The sequence below is a fragment of the Streptomyces durhamensis genome (assembly GCF_000725475.1).
Lineage (GTDB): Bacteria > Actinomycetota > Actinomycetes > Streptomycetales > Streptomycetaceae > Streptomyces > Streptomyces filipinensis.
This window is the reverse complement of record NZ_JNXR01000003.1, coordinates 24679-39568: the sequence shown is the minus strand read 5'-3', so window position 1 is coordinate 39568 and position 14890 is coordinate 24679. Positions and strand designations below refer to the sequence as shown.

At 71.9% G+C, this 14890-nt stretch carries 15 protein-coding genes; 8 read left to right on the top strand and 7 right to left on the bottom strand.

Annotated features, from left to right (window positions below; all coding sequences use genetic code 11):
- Nucleotide 1 precedes the first annotated feature (1 nt).
- The 4 genes from IO33_RS0103910 to IO33_RS0103895 form a co-directional block, all read right to left on the bottom strand.
- Nucleotides 2-1075, bottom strand: coding sequence for an acyl-CoA dehydrogenase family protein (locus IO33_RS0103910; protein ID WP_031160203.1), 1074 nt, complete (start codon nucleotides 1073-1075; stop codon nucleotides 2-4).
- Complete coding sequence (locus IO33_RS0103905; RefSeq protein ID WP_031160201.1) at nucleotides 1072-2253, bottom strand: acyl-CoA dehydrogenase family protein; 1182 nt, start codon at nucleotides 2251-2253, stop codon at nucleotides 1072-1074. The genes IO33_RS0103910 and IO33_RS0103905 overlap by 4 nt, the downstream gene beginning before the upstream one ends.
- Nucleotides 2250-3215 carry an NADPH:quinone oxidoreductase family protein gene (locus IO33_RS0103900; RefSeq protein ID WP_031160198.1) on the bottom strand — a complete coding sequence of 322 codons (966 nt, stop codon included), beginning with the start codon at nucleotides 3213-3215 and terminating at the stop codon, nucleotides 2250-2252. Before IO33_RS0103900 ends, IO33_RS0103905 begins: the two co-directional genes overlap by 4 nt.
- Before the next feature lie 107 nt (nucleotides 3216-3322).
- On the bottom strand, nucleotides 3323-3898 hold the full coding sequence (locus IO33_RS0103895) for a helix-turn-helix domain-containing protein (protein WP_031160197.1): 576 nt from the start codon (nucleotides 3896-3898) through the stop codon (nucleotides 3323-3325).
- 886 nt (nucleotides 3899-4784) lie between these two features.
- On the opposite strand from IO33_RS0103895, the gene IO33_RS0103890 reads away from it, so the two are divergent.
- The 4 genes from IO33_RS0103890 (at nucleotide 4785) to IO33_RS0103875 (ending at nucleotide 8513) form a co-directional block, all read left to right on the top strand.
- Nucleotides 4785-6323, top strand: a complete 1539-nt coding sequence (locus IO33_RS0103890) for an ATP-dependent DNA ligase (RefSeq protein WP_031160195.1) — start codon at nucleotides 4785-4787, stop codon at nucleotides 6321-6323.
- On the top strand, nucleotides 6320-6793 hold the full coding sequence (locus IO33_RS0103885) for an NUDIX hydrolase (RefSeq protein ID WP_031160192.1): 474 nt from the start codon (nucleotides 6320-6322) through the stop codon (nucleotides 6791-6793). The genes IO33_RS0103890 and IO33_RS0103885 overlap by 4 nt, the downstream gene beginning before the upstream one ends.
- Nucleotides 6794-6868: 75 nt before the next feature.
- Nucleotides 6869-8254, top strand: a complete 1386-nt coding sequence (locus tag IO33_RS0103880) for an NADP-dependent succinic semialdehyde dehydrogenase (protein WP_031160190.1) — start codon at nucleotides 6869-6871, stop codon at nucleotides 8252-8254.
- Nucleotides 8255-8279: 25 nt separating this feature from the next.
- Nucleotides 8280-8513 carry a DUF6213 family protein gene (locus tag IO33_RS0103875; protein WP_031160188.1) on the top strand — a complete coding sequence of 78 codons (234 nt, stop codon included), beginning with the start codon at nucleotides 8280-8282 and terminating at the stop codon, nucleotides 8511-8513.
- Here IO33_RS0103875 and IO33_RS0103870 read toward each other — a convergent pair.
- Nucleotides 8510-9169 carry a transcriptional regulator gene (locus tag IO33_RS0103870; RefSeq protein ID WP_037684873.1) on the bottom strand — a complete coding sequence of 220 codons (660 nt, stop codon included), beginning with the start codon at nucleotides 9167-9169 and terminating at the stop codon, nucleotides 8510-8512. The two genes, IO33_RS0103875 and IO33_RS0103870, sit on opposite strands and share 4 nt — an antisense overlap.
- Before the next feature lie 187 nt (nucleotides 9170-9356).
- Between IO33_RS0103870 and IO33_RS0103865 the strand changes: the two genes are divergently transcribed.
- Genes IO33_RS0103865 through IO33_RS0103855 form a run of 3 tightly spaced genes read left to right on the top strand, consistent with a single transcriptional unit; the run spans nucleotide 9357 to nucleotide 12164 of the window.
- The gene (locus IO33_RS0103865) at nucleotides 9357-10421 is read left to right on the top strand and encodes a type III polyketide synthase (protein WP_031160184.1); all 1065 of its coding nucleotides are present in this window, start codon (nucleotides 9357-9359) and stop codon (nucleotides 10419-10421) included.
- Nucleotides 10418-11635, top strand: a complete 1218-nt coding sequence (locus IO33_RS0103860) for a cytochrome P450 (protein ID WP_031160181.1) — start codon at nucleotides 10418-10420, stop codon at nucleotides 11633-11635. Before IO33_RS0103865 ends, IO33_RS0103860 begins: the two co-directional genes overlap by 4 nt.
- 7 nt (nucleotides 11636-11642) lie before the next feature.
- Nucleotides 11643-12164 (top strand): cupin domain-containing protein, encoded by a 522-nt coding sequence (locus IO33_RS0103855; RefSeq protein WP_031160179.1) that lies wholly within the window; start codon nucleotides 11643-11645, stop codon nucleotides 12162-12164.
- Nucleotides 12165-12170: 6 nt separating this feature from the next.
- Here IO33_RS0103855 and IO33_RS0103850 read toward each other — a convergent pair whose 3' ends face one another.
- On the bottom strand, nucleotides 12171-13400 hold the full coding sequence (locus IO33_RS0103850) for an acyl-CoA dehydrogenase family protein (RefSeq protein WP_031160177.1): 1230 nt from the start codon (nucleotides 13398-13400) through the stop codon (nucleotides 12171-12173).
- 170 nt (nucleotides 13401-13570) lie between these two features.
- Between IO33_RS0103850 and IO33_RS0103845 the strand changes: the two genes are divergently transcribed.
- Nucleotides 13571-14215, top strand: coding sequence for a TetR/AcrR family transcriptional regulator (locus IO33_RS0103845; RefSeq protein WP_031160175.1), 645 nt, complete (start codon nucleotides 13571-13573; stop codon nucleotides 14213-14215).
- Between the two features lie 82 nt (nucleotides 14216-14297).
- On the opposite strand, the gene def is transcribed toward IO33_RS0103845, so the two are convergent.
- Nucleotides 14298-14852, bottom strand: a complete 555-nt coding sequence (def, locus tag IO33_RS0103840; RefSeq protein ID WP_031160173.1) for a peptide deformylase — start codon at nucleotides 14850-14852, stop codon at nucleotides 14298-14300.
- Nucleotides 14853-14890: the final 38 nt, after the last annotated feature.

The window sequence follows — 14890 nt, the reverse complement described above, 5'->3', positions numbered from 1 at the left end:
CTCAGGGGGCCTGCAGGTCGATCAGTCCGGCCAGCGCCTCGCGGTGCGCACCGGCCGTCCCGTAGGCGATCGAGTCGGCCTTGGCCCGCTTGAGGTACAGATGGACCGGGTGCTCCCAGGTCATGCCGAGCCCGCCGTGCAGTTGCAGCGCCTCCTCGGCGGCGTGGACGGCGACGGAGGCGGCGTACGCCTGCGCGACGGCGACCGCGATCTCCGTGTCCTCGCCGGAGGCGAGCGCGTCCGCGGCGGCGCGGGCCGCGGCCCGGAGGTTGACGACCTCCAGCCACAGCTGGGCGAGCCGGTGCTTGATCGCCTGGAAGCCGCCGACCGGCCGGTTGAACTGCTTGCGCTCCTTCAGATAGCGGACCGTCTCGGTCAACGCCCAGTCCGCCACGCCGAGTTGCTCGGAGGCGAGCAGTCCGGCGCCGGCCCTCAGGGCCCGTCGTACGGCGGGTTCCGCGTCGCCGACACGGCGGCCGGGAACGCCGTCCAGCCGTACCGTCGCCAGCGGCCGGGTCAGGTCCAGGGAGACCTGCGGGGTGAGCGTCACCGCGTCGGCCGGGACGGCGTACAGGCCGCCGTCGTCGGCCGGGACGAGCAGGACGTCGGCGACGGCCGCGTCGGCGATGCCGGTCAACTCGCCGCGCAGGGTGCCGTTCTCCAGCCGTACGGTCTTCCACCCGGCATCCGGGGCCGTGTGCAGCCCCACGGCGAGGGCGCCGATGGTCCGGCCGGAGGCCAGCTGTCCCAGCAGTTCCTCGTCGCCGGAGGCCAGCAGGGCCTCGGTGGCCACGACCGCGCTGGTGAGGTAGGGCACGGGTGCGACCGCTCGGCCCAGCTCCTCCAGGACCACGGCGACCTCGCGGGCCGAGGCGCCTTGGCCGCCCTGCGCCTCGGGGACCAGCAGGCCGGCGAGGCCCATGCCGTCCGCGAGTGCCTTCCAGGCCGCGAGGTCGTGCGGGGCGTCGGACTCGGTGCGGGCGATGACGCCGGGCGCGTCGCAGTGGTCGGCGAGCAGGTCCCGTACGGCGGCCCGCAGCGCCTCTTCCTCCTCCGAGTACAGCAGGTCGGTCATCGGGCCAGGTCCTTCCATGCGACGTCCTTGTCGGTGCGCGGCTCGGCGGGCAGGCCGAGGACCCGCTCGGCGACGATGTTCAGCAGGACCTCGCTGGTCCCGCCCTCGATGCTGTTGCCCTTGGAGCGCAGATAGCGGTAGCCGGCGTCGCGGCCGGTGAAGTCGACCAGTTCGGGGCGGCGCATGGTCCAGTCGTCGTACACCAGGCCCTCCTCGCCGCGGAGTTCCACCTCCAGGCCGCTGATCTCCTGGTTGAGGCGGGCGAAGGCGAGCTTCATGCCGGAGCCCTCGTAGCCGGGCTGGCCGGCGACGAGTTGCTGGCGCAGGCGTTCGGCGGTGAGGCGGGAGACCTCGGCCTCGACCCACAGTTTCAGCAGCCGCTGGTGCAGCTCGTGGGTGCGCAGTTCGGGGCGTTCGCGCCAGGTCTGCGCGATCGGGCCGATCATGCCGCCCTCGCGGGGCAGAGCCATGCCGCCGATGGAGACGCGCTCGTTCATCAGCGTCGTCTGGGCGACCCGCCAGCCGTCGCCGACCGCGCCGAGGCGGCGGGAGTCGGGGATGCGGACGTCGGTGAGGAAGACCTCGTTGAACTCGGCCTCGCCGGTGATCTGGCGCAGCGGCCGGACCTCGACGCCCGGGTCGGTCATGTCGCAGACGAAGTAGGTGATGCCGGCGTGCTTGGGCACGTCCGGATCGGTGCGGGCGATGAGGATGGCCCAGCGGGCGACGTGTGCGCTGGACGTCCAGACCTTCTGTCCGTTGACGACCCAGTCCTCGCCCTCACGGACGGCCCGGGTGCCCAGCGCGGCGAGGTCGGAGCCGGCGCCCGGTTCGCTGAACAACTGGCACCAGACCTCTTCGCCGGTCCACAGGGGGCGCAGGAAGCGCTGCTTCTGCTCGTCCGTGCCGTACTTGAGGATCGTCGGCGCGGCCATGCCGAGGCCGATGCCGATGCGCCGGGGGTCGTTGTCGGGGGCGCCGGCCGCCTCCAGCTCGGCGTCGACGACGGCCTGTAGGGAGCGCGGGGCGCCCAGACCGCCGAGGCCCTGCGGGTAGTGGACCCAGGCGAGGCCCGCGTCGAAGCGGGCGCCCAGGAAGTCCAGGCGGTCGGTGTCCGCGGGGGGATGCGCGGCCAGCAACTCCCGGGTGCGGCGGCGCAGTTCTTCGGCGTCGGTCATGCTGCTTCCTCCCTCACCACGGCGATCCGGCCGGTCGACCGGCCGTCCGCCACCTTCTGCACGGCCACGGCGGCCTCGCTCAGCGACACCCGCTCGCTCACCAGCGGCTTGATCGCGCCCCGGGCGGCCAGCTCGGTGAGCTGCTCGTGGCACTGCAGGATCAGCTTCGGGTTCTTGGTGTTGTACAGGCCCCAGTGCAGGCCCTGGATCGAGTAGTTCTTCACCAGCGCGTGGTTGAGGGCGGGGCTCGGGATGGTGCCGCTGGCGAAGCCGACGACGACGATCCGGCCCTCGAAGGCGACGAGCTTGGCGGACTGGACGTAGGCCTCCCCGCCGACGGGGTCGTAGATCACGTCGGCACCCCGGCCGCCGGTGGCCTCCTTCACGGCCGCGATCACGTCCTCGGCGTGGCGGTCGACGACCACGTCACAGCCCAGCTCGCGGGCCACGGCGGCCTTGTCCGCGCCGCCGACCACACCGATGACGGTGGCGCCGGCCGCCTTGCCGAGCTGGACGGCGGCGCTGCCGACACCGCCGGCGGCGGCGTGCACGAGCAGGGTCTCCCCGGCCTCCAGGCGGGCCCGGCGGTGCAGGCCGAACCAGCCCGTCTGGTAGCCGATGTGCAGCGCGGCGGCCTCGGCGTCGTCCAGCGACTCGGGCGCGGGCAGCAGGGCGCGTGCGTCGGCGAGGGCGTACTCGGCGAAGCCGCCGTGGGGCAGCGCGGGGTTGGCGATCACGCGACGGCCGTCCTCGGTCTCGCCGCAGATCTCCACGCCGGGCGTGAAGGGCAGCGGCGGACGCACCTGGTACTGGCCGCGGCACAGCAGCGCGTCCGGGAAGTTGACGTTGGCCGCGCGTACGCGCAGCAGCACCTGACCGTCTCCGGGTGTGGGCCGCTCCACCTCGGCCAGGCGCATCACCTCGCTCGGCTCGCCGTTCTCGTGCACTTGCCATGCCTGCATGCGGGGCCTCCACGGGACTGCTTCGTCTGACCGGGTCCGACTGCATACTAAGCGGTCGCTTGCCGTTCAGGGAACAGCCGGCCGGACTCCGGCCCGCGTCGGGTGGGTCACTTCCCGGACGCCGGCCGCGCCCGTACGTGCATCCTCTCTCCCTGGGGCCCGAACAGGCTCAGGAACTCCACCGGCCCCTCGCCCGTCGAGCCGAACCAGTGCGGCACGTGCGTGTCGAACTCGGCGGCCTCCCCCGCCGACAGCACCACGTCGTGCTCGCCCAGGACCAGCCGCAGCCGGCCCGAGAGCACGTACAGCCACTCGTAGCCCTCGTGGGTGCGCGGATCCGGCTCCTGCCGGCGCTGCGGCTCCAGCACCTTGAAGGCCTGCAGGCCGCCGGGCTGGCGGGTCAGCGGCCAGTGGGTGCGGCCGCCCCGCGTGATCGGCTTGGACCGCACCCGCGGGTCCCCCACCGGCGGTGCGCCGACCAGGTCGTCCAGCGGCACCTGGTGCGCCTGGGCGATCGGCAGCAGCAGTTCGAGGCTGGGTCTGCGCAGGCCGGACTCCAGCCGGGAGAGGGTGCTCACGGAGATGCCGGTGACCTCGGACAGCGCGGCCAGGGTCACCTCCCGCTCCTTGCGCATCCGCCGCAGCCTCGGACCCACTCCGGCGAGAACGTCGTCGGTACTCATGCCGGCATTGCAGATTCGGCAAACCCCTTTGTCAATGCCGCAGCCGCCGGACGGGGGAAGCGGAGGTGGCCACACCACCGGAACCCGAGCCGGGGACACGGGCCGGGACGGCGCGGGCTTCGCGGCACAGTCGGCAAGCCACCGGACGAGAGGGGCGGAGGTGGTCACACGGCCAGAACCGGAATCGGCGACCCGGGCCGGACCGCCCAAGCTCCACGGCACCGCCGACACGCCACCGGACGAGAGAGGGGGCAAAAGTGGTCACACGGCCAGAACCGGAATCGGCGACCCGGGCCGGACCCCTCAGGCTCCACGGCACCGCCGACACGCCACCGGACGAGAGGAACGAAAGTTGCCACACGACCAGAACCGAGATCGGGAACCCGGGCCGGACCGCCCAAGCTCCACGGCACCGCCGACACGCCACCGGACGAGAGGAACGAAAGTTGCCACACGACCGGAACCGGGGTCGGGGGCGCGGGCCGGGACGGCGCGGGCTTCGCGGCGCGCCGGTGGGCCGCAGGGCGGTGCGGGGCCGGCAGCCGGTGGTGGGACTGTGGGGCGAGATGCCGCCGCTCCCGGAGCCGGCCGGGCGGTCCACCGCCCGTACCGCACGGCGAGGAGGCCCCCGACCCGCCGACCGGCGGGCTCGCGGCCCCGCCGCTGAGTGCGCGCCAGGCGCTGATGGTGACCCGGCCCTCCCCGCGGGCACCCCCTCCGGGAGGAGACACGGTCCACGACCACGAACGCGGGGGACCGCGGGAGCGGCCTCAGCGGCGTCGCGCCCGGCAACGCGCCTCGCCGGCCGGACGAACCGCCACGGGGCGTGCGGACCGGCGCCGCCGTACCGGGTGTGTTCCGGCGCCCCGCGTAGCACGATGACTGCATGCTGCTGATCCGGCTCGCCCAGGTGTCCCAGGAGGTCGCCGCGACGGCGGCCCGGTCCCGCAAGACGGCGCTGCTCGCCGAGCTGTTCCGGGAGGCGGAGGCGGACGACGTGCCGATCGTCATCCCGTATCTGGCCGGACGGCTGCCCCAGGGCCGGCTCGGCGTCGGCTGGAAGGTGCTGAGCCGTCCGGTGCCGCCGGCCGCCGGGCCCGCGCTCACGGTCCGCGAGGTCGACGTGCTGCTCAGCGAGCTGGGCAAGGTGTCGGGCCCGGGCTCGCAGGCGGAGCGGGCCCGGCTCGTCGGCGAGCTGATGGGCGCCGCCACCGAGGAGGAACAGCGTTTCCTGCTCGGTCTGCTCACCGGCGAGGTACGGCAGGGCGCGCTGGACGCGGTCGCGGTGGAGGGTCTCGCCCGGGCGACCGGTGCCGACGCGGCGGACGTACGACGGGCGGTGATGCTCGCCGGGTCGCTGCAGACGGTCGCCCAGGCCCTGCTCGCCGAGGGGCCCGGGTCGCTGGACCGGTTCCGGCTCACCGTGGGCCGGCCCGTCCTGCCGATGCTGGCGCACAGCGCGTCCTCGGTCGCCGAGGCGGTGGAGAAGCTGGGCGCCTGCGCGGTGGAGGAGAAGCTGGACGGCATCCGGGTGCAGGTCCACCGGGACGGCGACACGGTCCGCGTGCACACCCGCACCCTGGACGACATCACCGACCGGCTGCCCGAAGTGACCGCCGCGGCCCGGGAGTTGCGGGGCGAGCGGTTCATCCTGGACGGCGAGGTGATCTCCTTCGACGCGGCCGGCCGGCCCCGGTCCTTCCAGGAGACGGCGGGCCGGGTCGGCTCCCGGACGGACGTGGCGAAGGCGGCCGGAGAGGTCCCGGTCTCCCCCGTCTTCTTCGACGCCCTCTCGGTCGACGGCACCGACCTGCTGGACCTCCCGTTCGCCGAGCGGCACGCACAACTGGCCCGGCTGGTGCCCGAGCCGATGCGGGTGCGCCGCACCGTCGCCTCCGGCCCGGCGGACATCGCGGAGGCGGAACGGTTCCTCGCCGACACCCTGGCCCGCGGTCACGAGGGCGTGGTGGTCAAGGCGCTGGACGCGCCCTACAGCGCGGGCCGGCGCGGCGCCGCCTGGCTGAAGGTCAAGCCCGTCCACACCCTCGACCTGGTGGTGCTGGCCGCCGAGTGGGGCCACGGCCGGCGCACGGGCAAGCTCTCCAACCTCCATCTGGGCGCCCGCGACCCCGACGGCGGCTTCGCCATGCTCGGCAAGACCTTCAAGGGCATGACCGACGCGATGCTCGCCTGGCAGACCGAGCGGCTCCAGGAGCTCGCGGTCGAGGACAACGGCTGGGTGGTACGGGTGCGCCCCGAACTCGTCGTGGAGATCGCCTACGACGGCCTCCAGCGCTCCTCCCGCTATCCGGCCGGCGTCACCCTCCGTTTCGCCCGCGTGGTCCGCTACCGCGAGGACAAGCGCCCCGAGGAGGCCGACACGGTGGAGGCCCTGCTGGCGGCCCACCCGGAGGTCACACCGTGACGGTGCGGGCGACGAGGCGCAGCGCGGGACTGCTGCTGTTCCGGCACACCGCTGCGGGAATCGAGGTCCTGCTGGGGCACATGGGTGGTCCCTTCTGGGCGAAGAAGGAGGCGGGGGCGTGGACCGTCCCCAAGGGCGAGTACGAAGCCGACGAGTCCGCGTGGGAGGCCGCCCGGCGGGAGTTCCGGGAGGAGCTGGGGCTGGCGCCGCCCGACGGGACGGCCGTACCGCTGGGCGAGGTCGCGCAGAAGAACGGCAAGATCGTCACCGCGTGGGCCGTCGAGGCGGACCCGGACCTCACCGGCTTCCGCCCCGGCAGCTTCACCATGGAGTGGCCGCCGAGGTCCGGCCGGGTGCGGGAGTTCCCGGAATTGGACCGCGTGGCGTGGTTCGGCCTGGACCGCGCCCGTGAGCTGGTCATCGCGGCACAGACCGCGTTTCTCGACCGGCTGGCGGAGCACTCGGGCTGAAGGGGGCCTTTCGCGTTGCGCCGCGCCCTGCCGCGCGCGAAGGTCGAAGCAAGCCCGCTCCCAGGGAGGTCAGCCATGCCCATCGCGACGGTGAACCCGGCGAACGGCGAGACGCTCAAGACGTACGAGCCCATGGGCGAGGAGGAGCTGGAACGCCGGCTCCAGCTCGCCGAGGCCACGTTCCGCACCTACCGGACGACCGCGTTCGCCGACCGCGCTCGCCTGCTGAACAAGGCCGCCGACCTGCTGGACGAGGACCAGCAGGAGATCGCCCGGGTCATGACCACCGAGATGGGCAAGCCGATCAAGCAGGCACGGGCGGAGGCCGCGAAGTGCGCCAAGGCCATGCGCTGGTACGCCGAACGCGCCGAGGGACTGCTGGCCGACGAGGAACCCGCCGAGTCGGACGTGCGCGATGCGGGCGCCTCCCGGGTCCGGGTGCGCTACCGCCCGTTGGGCCCCGTGCTCGCGGTGATGCCGTGGAACTTCCCGATGTGGCAGGTGATCCGGTTCGCCGCGCCCGCGCTGATGGCGGGCAACGTGGGCCTGCTCAAGCACTCCTCCAACGTCCCCCAGACGGCCCTGTACCTGGAGGACCTGTTCCACCGGGCGGGCTTCACGGAGGGCTGCTTCCAGACGCTGCTGATCGGATCGGCGGCGGTGGACGACATCCTGCGCGACGAACGGGTGAAGGCGGCGACGCTGACCGGCAGCGAGCCCGCGGGCCGGGCGGTCGCCTCCACCGCCGGCGAGATGATCAAGAAGACGGTGCTGGAGCTGGGCGGCAGCGACCCGTACGTGGTGATGCCGTCGGCCGACCTGGACCGGGCGGCCGAGGTGGCGGTGACCGCGCGCGTGCAGAACAACGGGCAGTCCTGTATCGCCGCCAAGCGGTTCATCGTGCACAGCGACGTCTACGACGCCTTCGCCGAGAAGTTCGTCGCGGGCATGCGGGCGCTCAAGGTCGGTGACCCGCTGGAGGAGGACACCGAGGTCGGGCCGCTCTCCAGCGAGCAGGGGCGCACCGACCTGGAGGAGCTGGTCGACGACGCGAAGCGCAGTGGCGCCGAGGTGCTGTGCGGCGCCGAGCGGCCGGACGGACCGGGCTGGTACTACCCGCCGACCGTGCTGGCCGGAATCACCCGGGAGATGCGCATCCACCGGGAGGAGGCGTTCGGGCCGGTGGCCACGCTGTACCGGGCGGCCGATGTGGACGAGGCGCTGCTCATCGCCAACGACTCGTCGTTCGGGCTGAGTTCCAATGTGTGGACGCGGGACGAGAGCGAGGTGGAGCGGTTCAGCCGCGACCTGGAGGCCGGGTCCGTGTTCGTCAACGGGATGACCGCCTCCCATCCGGCGTTCCCGTTCGGCGGGCTCAAGCGGTCCGGGTACGGGCGTGAGCTGTCCGGGCACGGAATCCGCGAGTTCTGCAACATCACCACGGTTTGGCAGGGTGCGTGAGCGCTGCGCGGCTAGCATCCGGTTTGTGAACGGCGAAGTGACTCTGCCTCTGATCGTGGACGACCGTGGGGCCCTGCAGGTGGCAGCGGCCGACGTGAGTAAGCTGCTGCGGACCGTGGGCGCTCGGTGGCTGCATCTGGTCGATGGCGGGGAGCCGGGGTTGGACGAGGACACGGTGGCTGCTTTGACCATCGAGCTGGCCAAGCTCGCGGATCGCATCGACGTGGCGTGTATCGCGCACAGCAGCGGGGCGCCTTAGACCGCTGTGCCGAGCGTTGCCCAGAACATGCTCTCGTACTGCTGCAGCAGGCTTCCGTACGTGTGTGCCAGGTCCAGGTTCAGGTCACCGGTGTCCAGCGCCGCCTGGACCGCCGCCGTCGCCTGTTCGTCCAGCTCGGGAGCCGGCTCGGCGAAGAAGTCGAAGAAGGCGCGGGCCTCGTCCGGGAAGCCGTAGTGGGTGCGCAGGCCGGAGGCGATGCGGGCGCAGTAGCCGCCCCAGGCCGAGAAGTTGGCCGTGAGGGCCAGGACGACGTCTCCCGGGGAGGCGTTGAGGGCCAGCCAGGAGACGTAGGCGGGGTAGGCCTGGCAGCCGGCGAGGGGGACGTACCCCGCGGCGCGTTCCGCCGTCACCCCGCAGGCCCCGGCGAAGGCCGCGAGGTGACCGGCCGCCAGTTCCTCACCCGTCGCCAGGGTGGTGAAGAAGACCGCGGAGGCCGGGTCTGCGCGCTGTGCGAGGTGCTGGAAGGCGCGGCGGTCGGCCGGGATCACCTCCCGCTGCTCCAGGGCCAGTGCGGCCAGGGCCGCCGGGGAGGCCTCGCCGCGTTCGATCAGCGGTACCAGCGGATTGGCCGCCGGGTCGGGGGCCAGGGTTCGGATGGCCGTCCCCAGCAGCTGCCGCGCCGTAACAGTGGTCATGGATTTTCCCCTCGTACGGCGGTGGAATTCGCCCTTCGAGCCTGACACGGGGTCACCGATTCGGAGTAACCCAACGCGAGATAGTCGTCCTCCTGGGTGACGGTGGGCGTAGCACCCACAGAGGTGAACCACCTTCTGGCCGGCGGGCGGCGAAGGCCCTCCGGAAATCGGAAAGCAGGGACGGTTCATGGCGACTTTGTGCAGACCTTCGGTGTCGGTCCCGGAGCACGTGATCACGATGGAGGAGACGCTGGAGCTGGCGCGCTCCCGCCACGCGGACCACCCTCAACTGCCACTCGCGCTGCGCCTCATCGAGAACACGGGCGTCAAGACCCGGCACATCGTGCAGCCCATCGAGGAAACGCTGAAGCACCCGGGCTTCGAGGAGCGCAACAAGCTCTACGAGGCCGAGGCCAAGGCCCGGGTCCCCGCGGTGATCCAGCGGGCGCTGGACGACGCGGAGCTGCTCACCAGCGACATCGACGTGATCATCTACGTCTCGTGCACGGGCTTCATGATGCCCTCGCTCACGGCGTGGCTGATCAACGAGATGGACTTCGACTCCACCACCCGGCAGCTCCCCATGGCCCAGCTGGGCTGCGCGGCCGGCGGTGCGGCGATCAACCGGGCGCACGACTTCTGCTCGGCCTACCCGAACGCCAACGCGCTCATCGTGGCCTGCGAGTTCTGCTCGCTGTGCTACCAGCCCACCGACCTCGGCGTCGGCTCGCTGCTCTCCAACGGTCTGTTCGGCGACGGCATCGCCGCGGCCGTGGTCCGCGGGAACGGCGGCACGGGCGTCCGTCTGGAGCGCAACGGCTCCTACCTGATCCCGAAGACGGAGGACTGGATCGCGTACGACGTCCGGGCCACCGGCTTCCACTTCCTGCTGGACAAGCGGGTGCCCACGACCATGGAGCCACTCGCCCCGGCGCTGAAAGACCTGGCGGGACTGCACGGCTGGGACGCGTCCGACCTGGACTTCTACATCATCCACGCGGGCGGCCCCCGGATACTCGACGACCTCAGCAAGTTCCTGGAGGTCGAGCCGCACGCCTTCCGGTTCAGCCGGGCCACGCTCACCGAGTACGGCAACATCGCCAGCGCCGTCGTCCTGGACGCGCTGCGCCGGCTGTTCGACGAGGGCGGCGCCGAGGACCAGGCGCGCGGTCTGCTCGCCGGGTTCGGTCCCGGCATCACCGCCGAGATGACGGTGGGCCGCTGGGTCAACGCGGACGGAGACGCGCGATGACCGCGCAGACCACGCTCACCGGGACACCGCCCCCCGTCCGGCAGTGGCCGGCGCTCGACCTGAGCGGCGCGGACTTCGACCCGGTGCTGACCGAGCTGATGCGCGAGGGACCGGTCACCCGCGTGCAGCTGCCCAACGGCGAGGGCTGGGCCTGGCTGGTGACCCGGCACGACGATGTGCGCATGGTCGCCAACGACCCGCGCTTCAGCCGTGAGGCGGTCATGAACCAGCAGGTCACCCGGCTCGCCCCGCACTTCATCCCGGACCGGGGCGCGGTCGGCTTCCTCGACCCGCCCGACCACACCCGGCTGCGCCGCGCGGTGGCCGCCGCGTTCACCGCGAAGGGCGTGGAACGGGTGCGGGACAAGGCGCGCGCCGTACTGGACGAGCTGGTCGACGAGCTGCTGCAGGACGGGCCGCCCGCCGATCTCACCACCGCGGTCCTCAGCCCGTTCCCGATCGCGGTGATCTGCGAGCTGATGGGCGTCCCGCCCGGCGACCGGCACACGCTACACACCGGGACCCAGCTCATCCTGTCCTCCTCGAACGGCAGGGAGGTCAGCGAGAAGGCCAAGCGGGAGATGAGCGCCTACTTCTCCGGTCTCATCGCTCAGCGCGAGAACAGCACGGCCGAGGACGTCACCTCGCTGCTCGGCGCCGCGGTGGGCCGGGGCGAGGTCACCCTGGAGGAGGCCGTCGGTCTCGCCGTCCTCCTCCAGATCGGGGGCGAGGCGGTCACCAACAACAGCGGGCAGATGTTCTACCTGTTGCTGACCCGCCGCGACCTGATCGAACAGCTGTGCGACGATCCGGGGATCCGGCCGCGGGCCATCGACGAACTGCTGCGCTACATCCCGCACCGCAACGCCGTCGGTCTGTCCCGGATCGCCCTGGAGGACGTGGAGATCAGAGGGCACCGCATCCGCGCGGGCGACCCGGTCTACGTCTCCTACCTGGCCGCCAACCGCGACCCGGACGTCTTCCCAGACCCGGAGACCATCGACTTCTCCCGCAGCCCGAACCCGCATGTGTCCTTCGGGTTCGGCCCGCACTACTGCCCGGGCGGCCAGCTCGCCCGACTGGAGTCGGAGCTGCTGGTCGACACCCTGCTGGACCGGGTCCCGGGCCTGAAGCTGGCGGTACCGCCGGAGCAGGTGCCCTTCAGGAAGGGCGCGCTGATCCGGGGTCCCGAGGCCCTGCCGGTGACCTGGTGAGCCACCGATGACACAGACCGAGGGACTGCTCGTGCCGCCGGGCCACGGCCGGGTCGTGGCGACACCGGCGCAGCGTGTGACGTTCAAGGTCACCGGCACCCACTCGCGGATCGCCTCCACCTTCGAGGTGGAGGTCCCGCCGGGCTTCGACGTGGGCGCCCATGTGCACACGCGCAGCGAGGAGTTGTTCTACGTCCTCGAGGGCGAGCTGGACGTGCTCGCCTTCGAGCCGCGCATCCGCACACCCGACAACTGGCAGAAGTGGGAGTCGGGTTCGGGCGGCCGGGTGGTCCGGGCGACGCCCGGCACGGTCATCGTCGTACCGCCGGGGTGTCCGCACGCGTTCGCGAACCCGACGGACACGCCGGCGAAGATGTTCTTCCAGGCGTCCCCGCCCCCGGATCACGAACGCTACTTCGAGGAGCTGCTGGAGATCCTGGGCACCGGCGGCCCGCCGGACCATGAGGCCATCGAGGCGCTGAGGGCGAAGTACGACATCGAGCAGCTCACGCCTCTCAGACACCGGTGAGTGTCCCTACCGGATCGGCATCCCGGCCAGGGTCCGCGCGATGACGAGCCGCTGGATCTCGCTCGTCCCCTCGAAGATCGTGTAGATCGCGCTGTCCCGGTGCATCCGCTCGACCGGGTACTCACGGGTGTACCCGTTGCCGCCCAGGATCTGGATCGCCTGCGCGGTCACCTTCTTCGCCGTCTCACTCGCGAACAGCTTCGACATCGACCCCTCGGCGGCGGTGAACGGCTTGCCGTTGACCGCCATCCAGGACGCCCGCCACACGAGCAGCCGGGCCGCGTCGATCTGCGTCCGCATGTCCGCGAGCTGGAAGGCGACCCCCTGGTTGTCGATGATCGGCCGCCCGAACTGCTCCCGGGTCCTGGCGTAGTCGAGGGCGACCTCGTACGCGGCCCGGGCGGTGCCGACCGCCATCGCGCCGACGGCGGGGCGGGACGCCTCGAACGTGGCCATCGCCGCGTTCTTCACCCGGTCGCCTCCCGCCGCCTTCGCCTTCTCGCGGGCCCGCGCGAGCCGCTCGTCCAGCTTCTCCTTGCCGCCGAGCAGGCAGGAGCCGGGGACGCGGACGTCGTCGAGGACGACCTCGGCGGTGTGCGAGGCGCGGATGCCGTGCTTCTTGAACTTCTGGCCCTGGGACAGGCCCGGCGTGCCCGGCGGGACGATGAAGGAGGCGTGGCCCTTGGAGCCCACCTCCGGGTCGACGCTCGCGACGACGACGTGGACGTTCGCGATGCCGCCGTTGGTCGCCCAGGTCTTCGTGCCGTTGATCACCCACTCGTCCTTGGCCTCGTCGTACACGGCGCGCGTGCGCAGGGAGGCGACGTCCGAGCCGGCGTCGGGCTCGGAGGAGCAGAACGCGGCGACCTTGACATCGTTCTGGTCGCCGTACATCTGCGGGATCCAGGTGCCGATCTGCTCCTCGGTTCCGTTGGCGAGAACGCCCACGGCGGCGAGACCGGTGCCCACAATGGAGAGGGCGATGCCCGCATCGCCCCAGAAGAGCTCCTCCATGGCCATCGGGACACCGAGGCCGGTGGGGTCGAAGTACTGCTGCGCGTAGAAGTCGAGGGAGTAGATGCCGACCTTCGCGGCCTCCTGGATGACCGGCCAGGGAGTCTCCTCGCGCTCGTCCCACTCGGCGGCCGCGGGGCGGATCACGTCGGCGGCGAAGCCATGGAGCCAGTCCCGGACTTCCTTCTGTTCGTCGTTCAGCTCCATGGTGAACTCGGCCATGTCCCCTCCAGCGGCGGCAATACGATGTTACTAGCGGTAACCCGAGTCTGTTACCGGCGGGTAGGAAAAGTCAACCTGCGAAGACGTCCCGGCATCCCGTTCGATGTCAGGGGCCCAGTCAGTGTTAGTTTGCGCAGGCGTCACCGAATCAGCACGGGTGGGGAGAGCACATGGACACCACACAGCGGACCGATCAGCAGCGGTCCGCCGACCGCCGACGGCGCGAGCTGCTGGAGGCCGCCGACCGGGTGGTGCTGCGCGACGGCCCGCAGGCGTCGATGAACGCGATCGCGGCGGAGGCCGGAATCACGAAGCCGATCCTTTACCGCCACTTCGGCGACAAGGGCGGCCTTTACGCGGCTTTGGCCAAGCGGCACACGGACGCGCTGCTCGATTCACTGCGGGCGGCGCTGGACGCTCCGGCCGACCGGCGCGAGCGGGTCGAGTCCACGCTGGACACCTATCTCGCGGCGATCGAGGCCCGGCCTCAGGTCTACCGGTTCCTGATGCATCCCTCGGAGGGCAGCGCCGGGGGCGACCAGGGCTTCGACGTCGGCAAGCACAGTGCTCCGCTGCTCCGGCGGATGGGCGAGGAGCTGGCCCAGGTCATCGAGGAGCGGGTGGACCTGGGGCCGGAGAGTCAGCAGCTGGCCCGGGTGTGGGGACACGGGATCGTCGGGATGATGCACGCGGCGGGCGACTGGTGGCTGGGGGAACGCCCTTGCTCCCGGGCCGAGTTGGTGCGGTCTCTCGCCGATCTGCTGTGGGGGCGGCTTGCGGCCGCGGGGGACAGGATGGGCGGCCCGGGGTTCTGACGGCCGCTGCTCGACTGCGGGCGCGTGGGGGCTCGCCGCGCCCACGCGGCGGAGCCGCATGCCGATACGGCTCCGCGCCCCTTCAGGCGGGACCACTCCCCCGGTGCCATGAAGCCCGCTTGATCTGCCTGGCCAGTCTTCGCTTCCGCCAGCCCCCGAGGTGGTCCGCGTACACCCGGCCCTCCAGGTGGTCGCACTCGTGCTGCAGGCACCTGGCGAAGAAACCCGTGCCGTGCACGGTGACCGGCTCTCCGGTCACCGTGAATCCCTCGACCACCGCGTGGTCGAACCGTTCCGTGCCCGCCTCCAGCCCCGGCAGGGACAGACAGCCCTCGGGCCCCCGGAGGACCACCCCGTCCGTCTCCACCAGACGCGGGTTCACCACATGTCCGAGATGACGGACATCGTCGTCGTCCGGGCAGTCGAACACGAACACCCGCAGTCCCACCCCGATCTGGTTCGCCGCCAGCCCCACCCCCTGCGCCGCGTACATCGTGGCGAACAAGTCCTCCACGAGCACCGCCAGATCGGGGCCGAAGTCGGTGACTTCCCGGCATTGCTCGCGCAGCGGCGCGTCGCCGAGCAGGGAAAGAGGCCGGACTCGCCCGTGGGCGCCCGGGATCGTGCCGTGTCGCATAGCGGCAAGGGTACGGTTCCTTCAGCTCATGCCCGCCG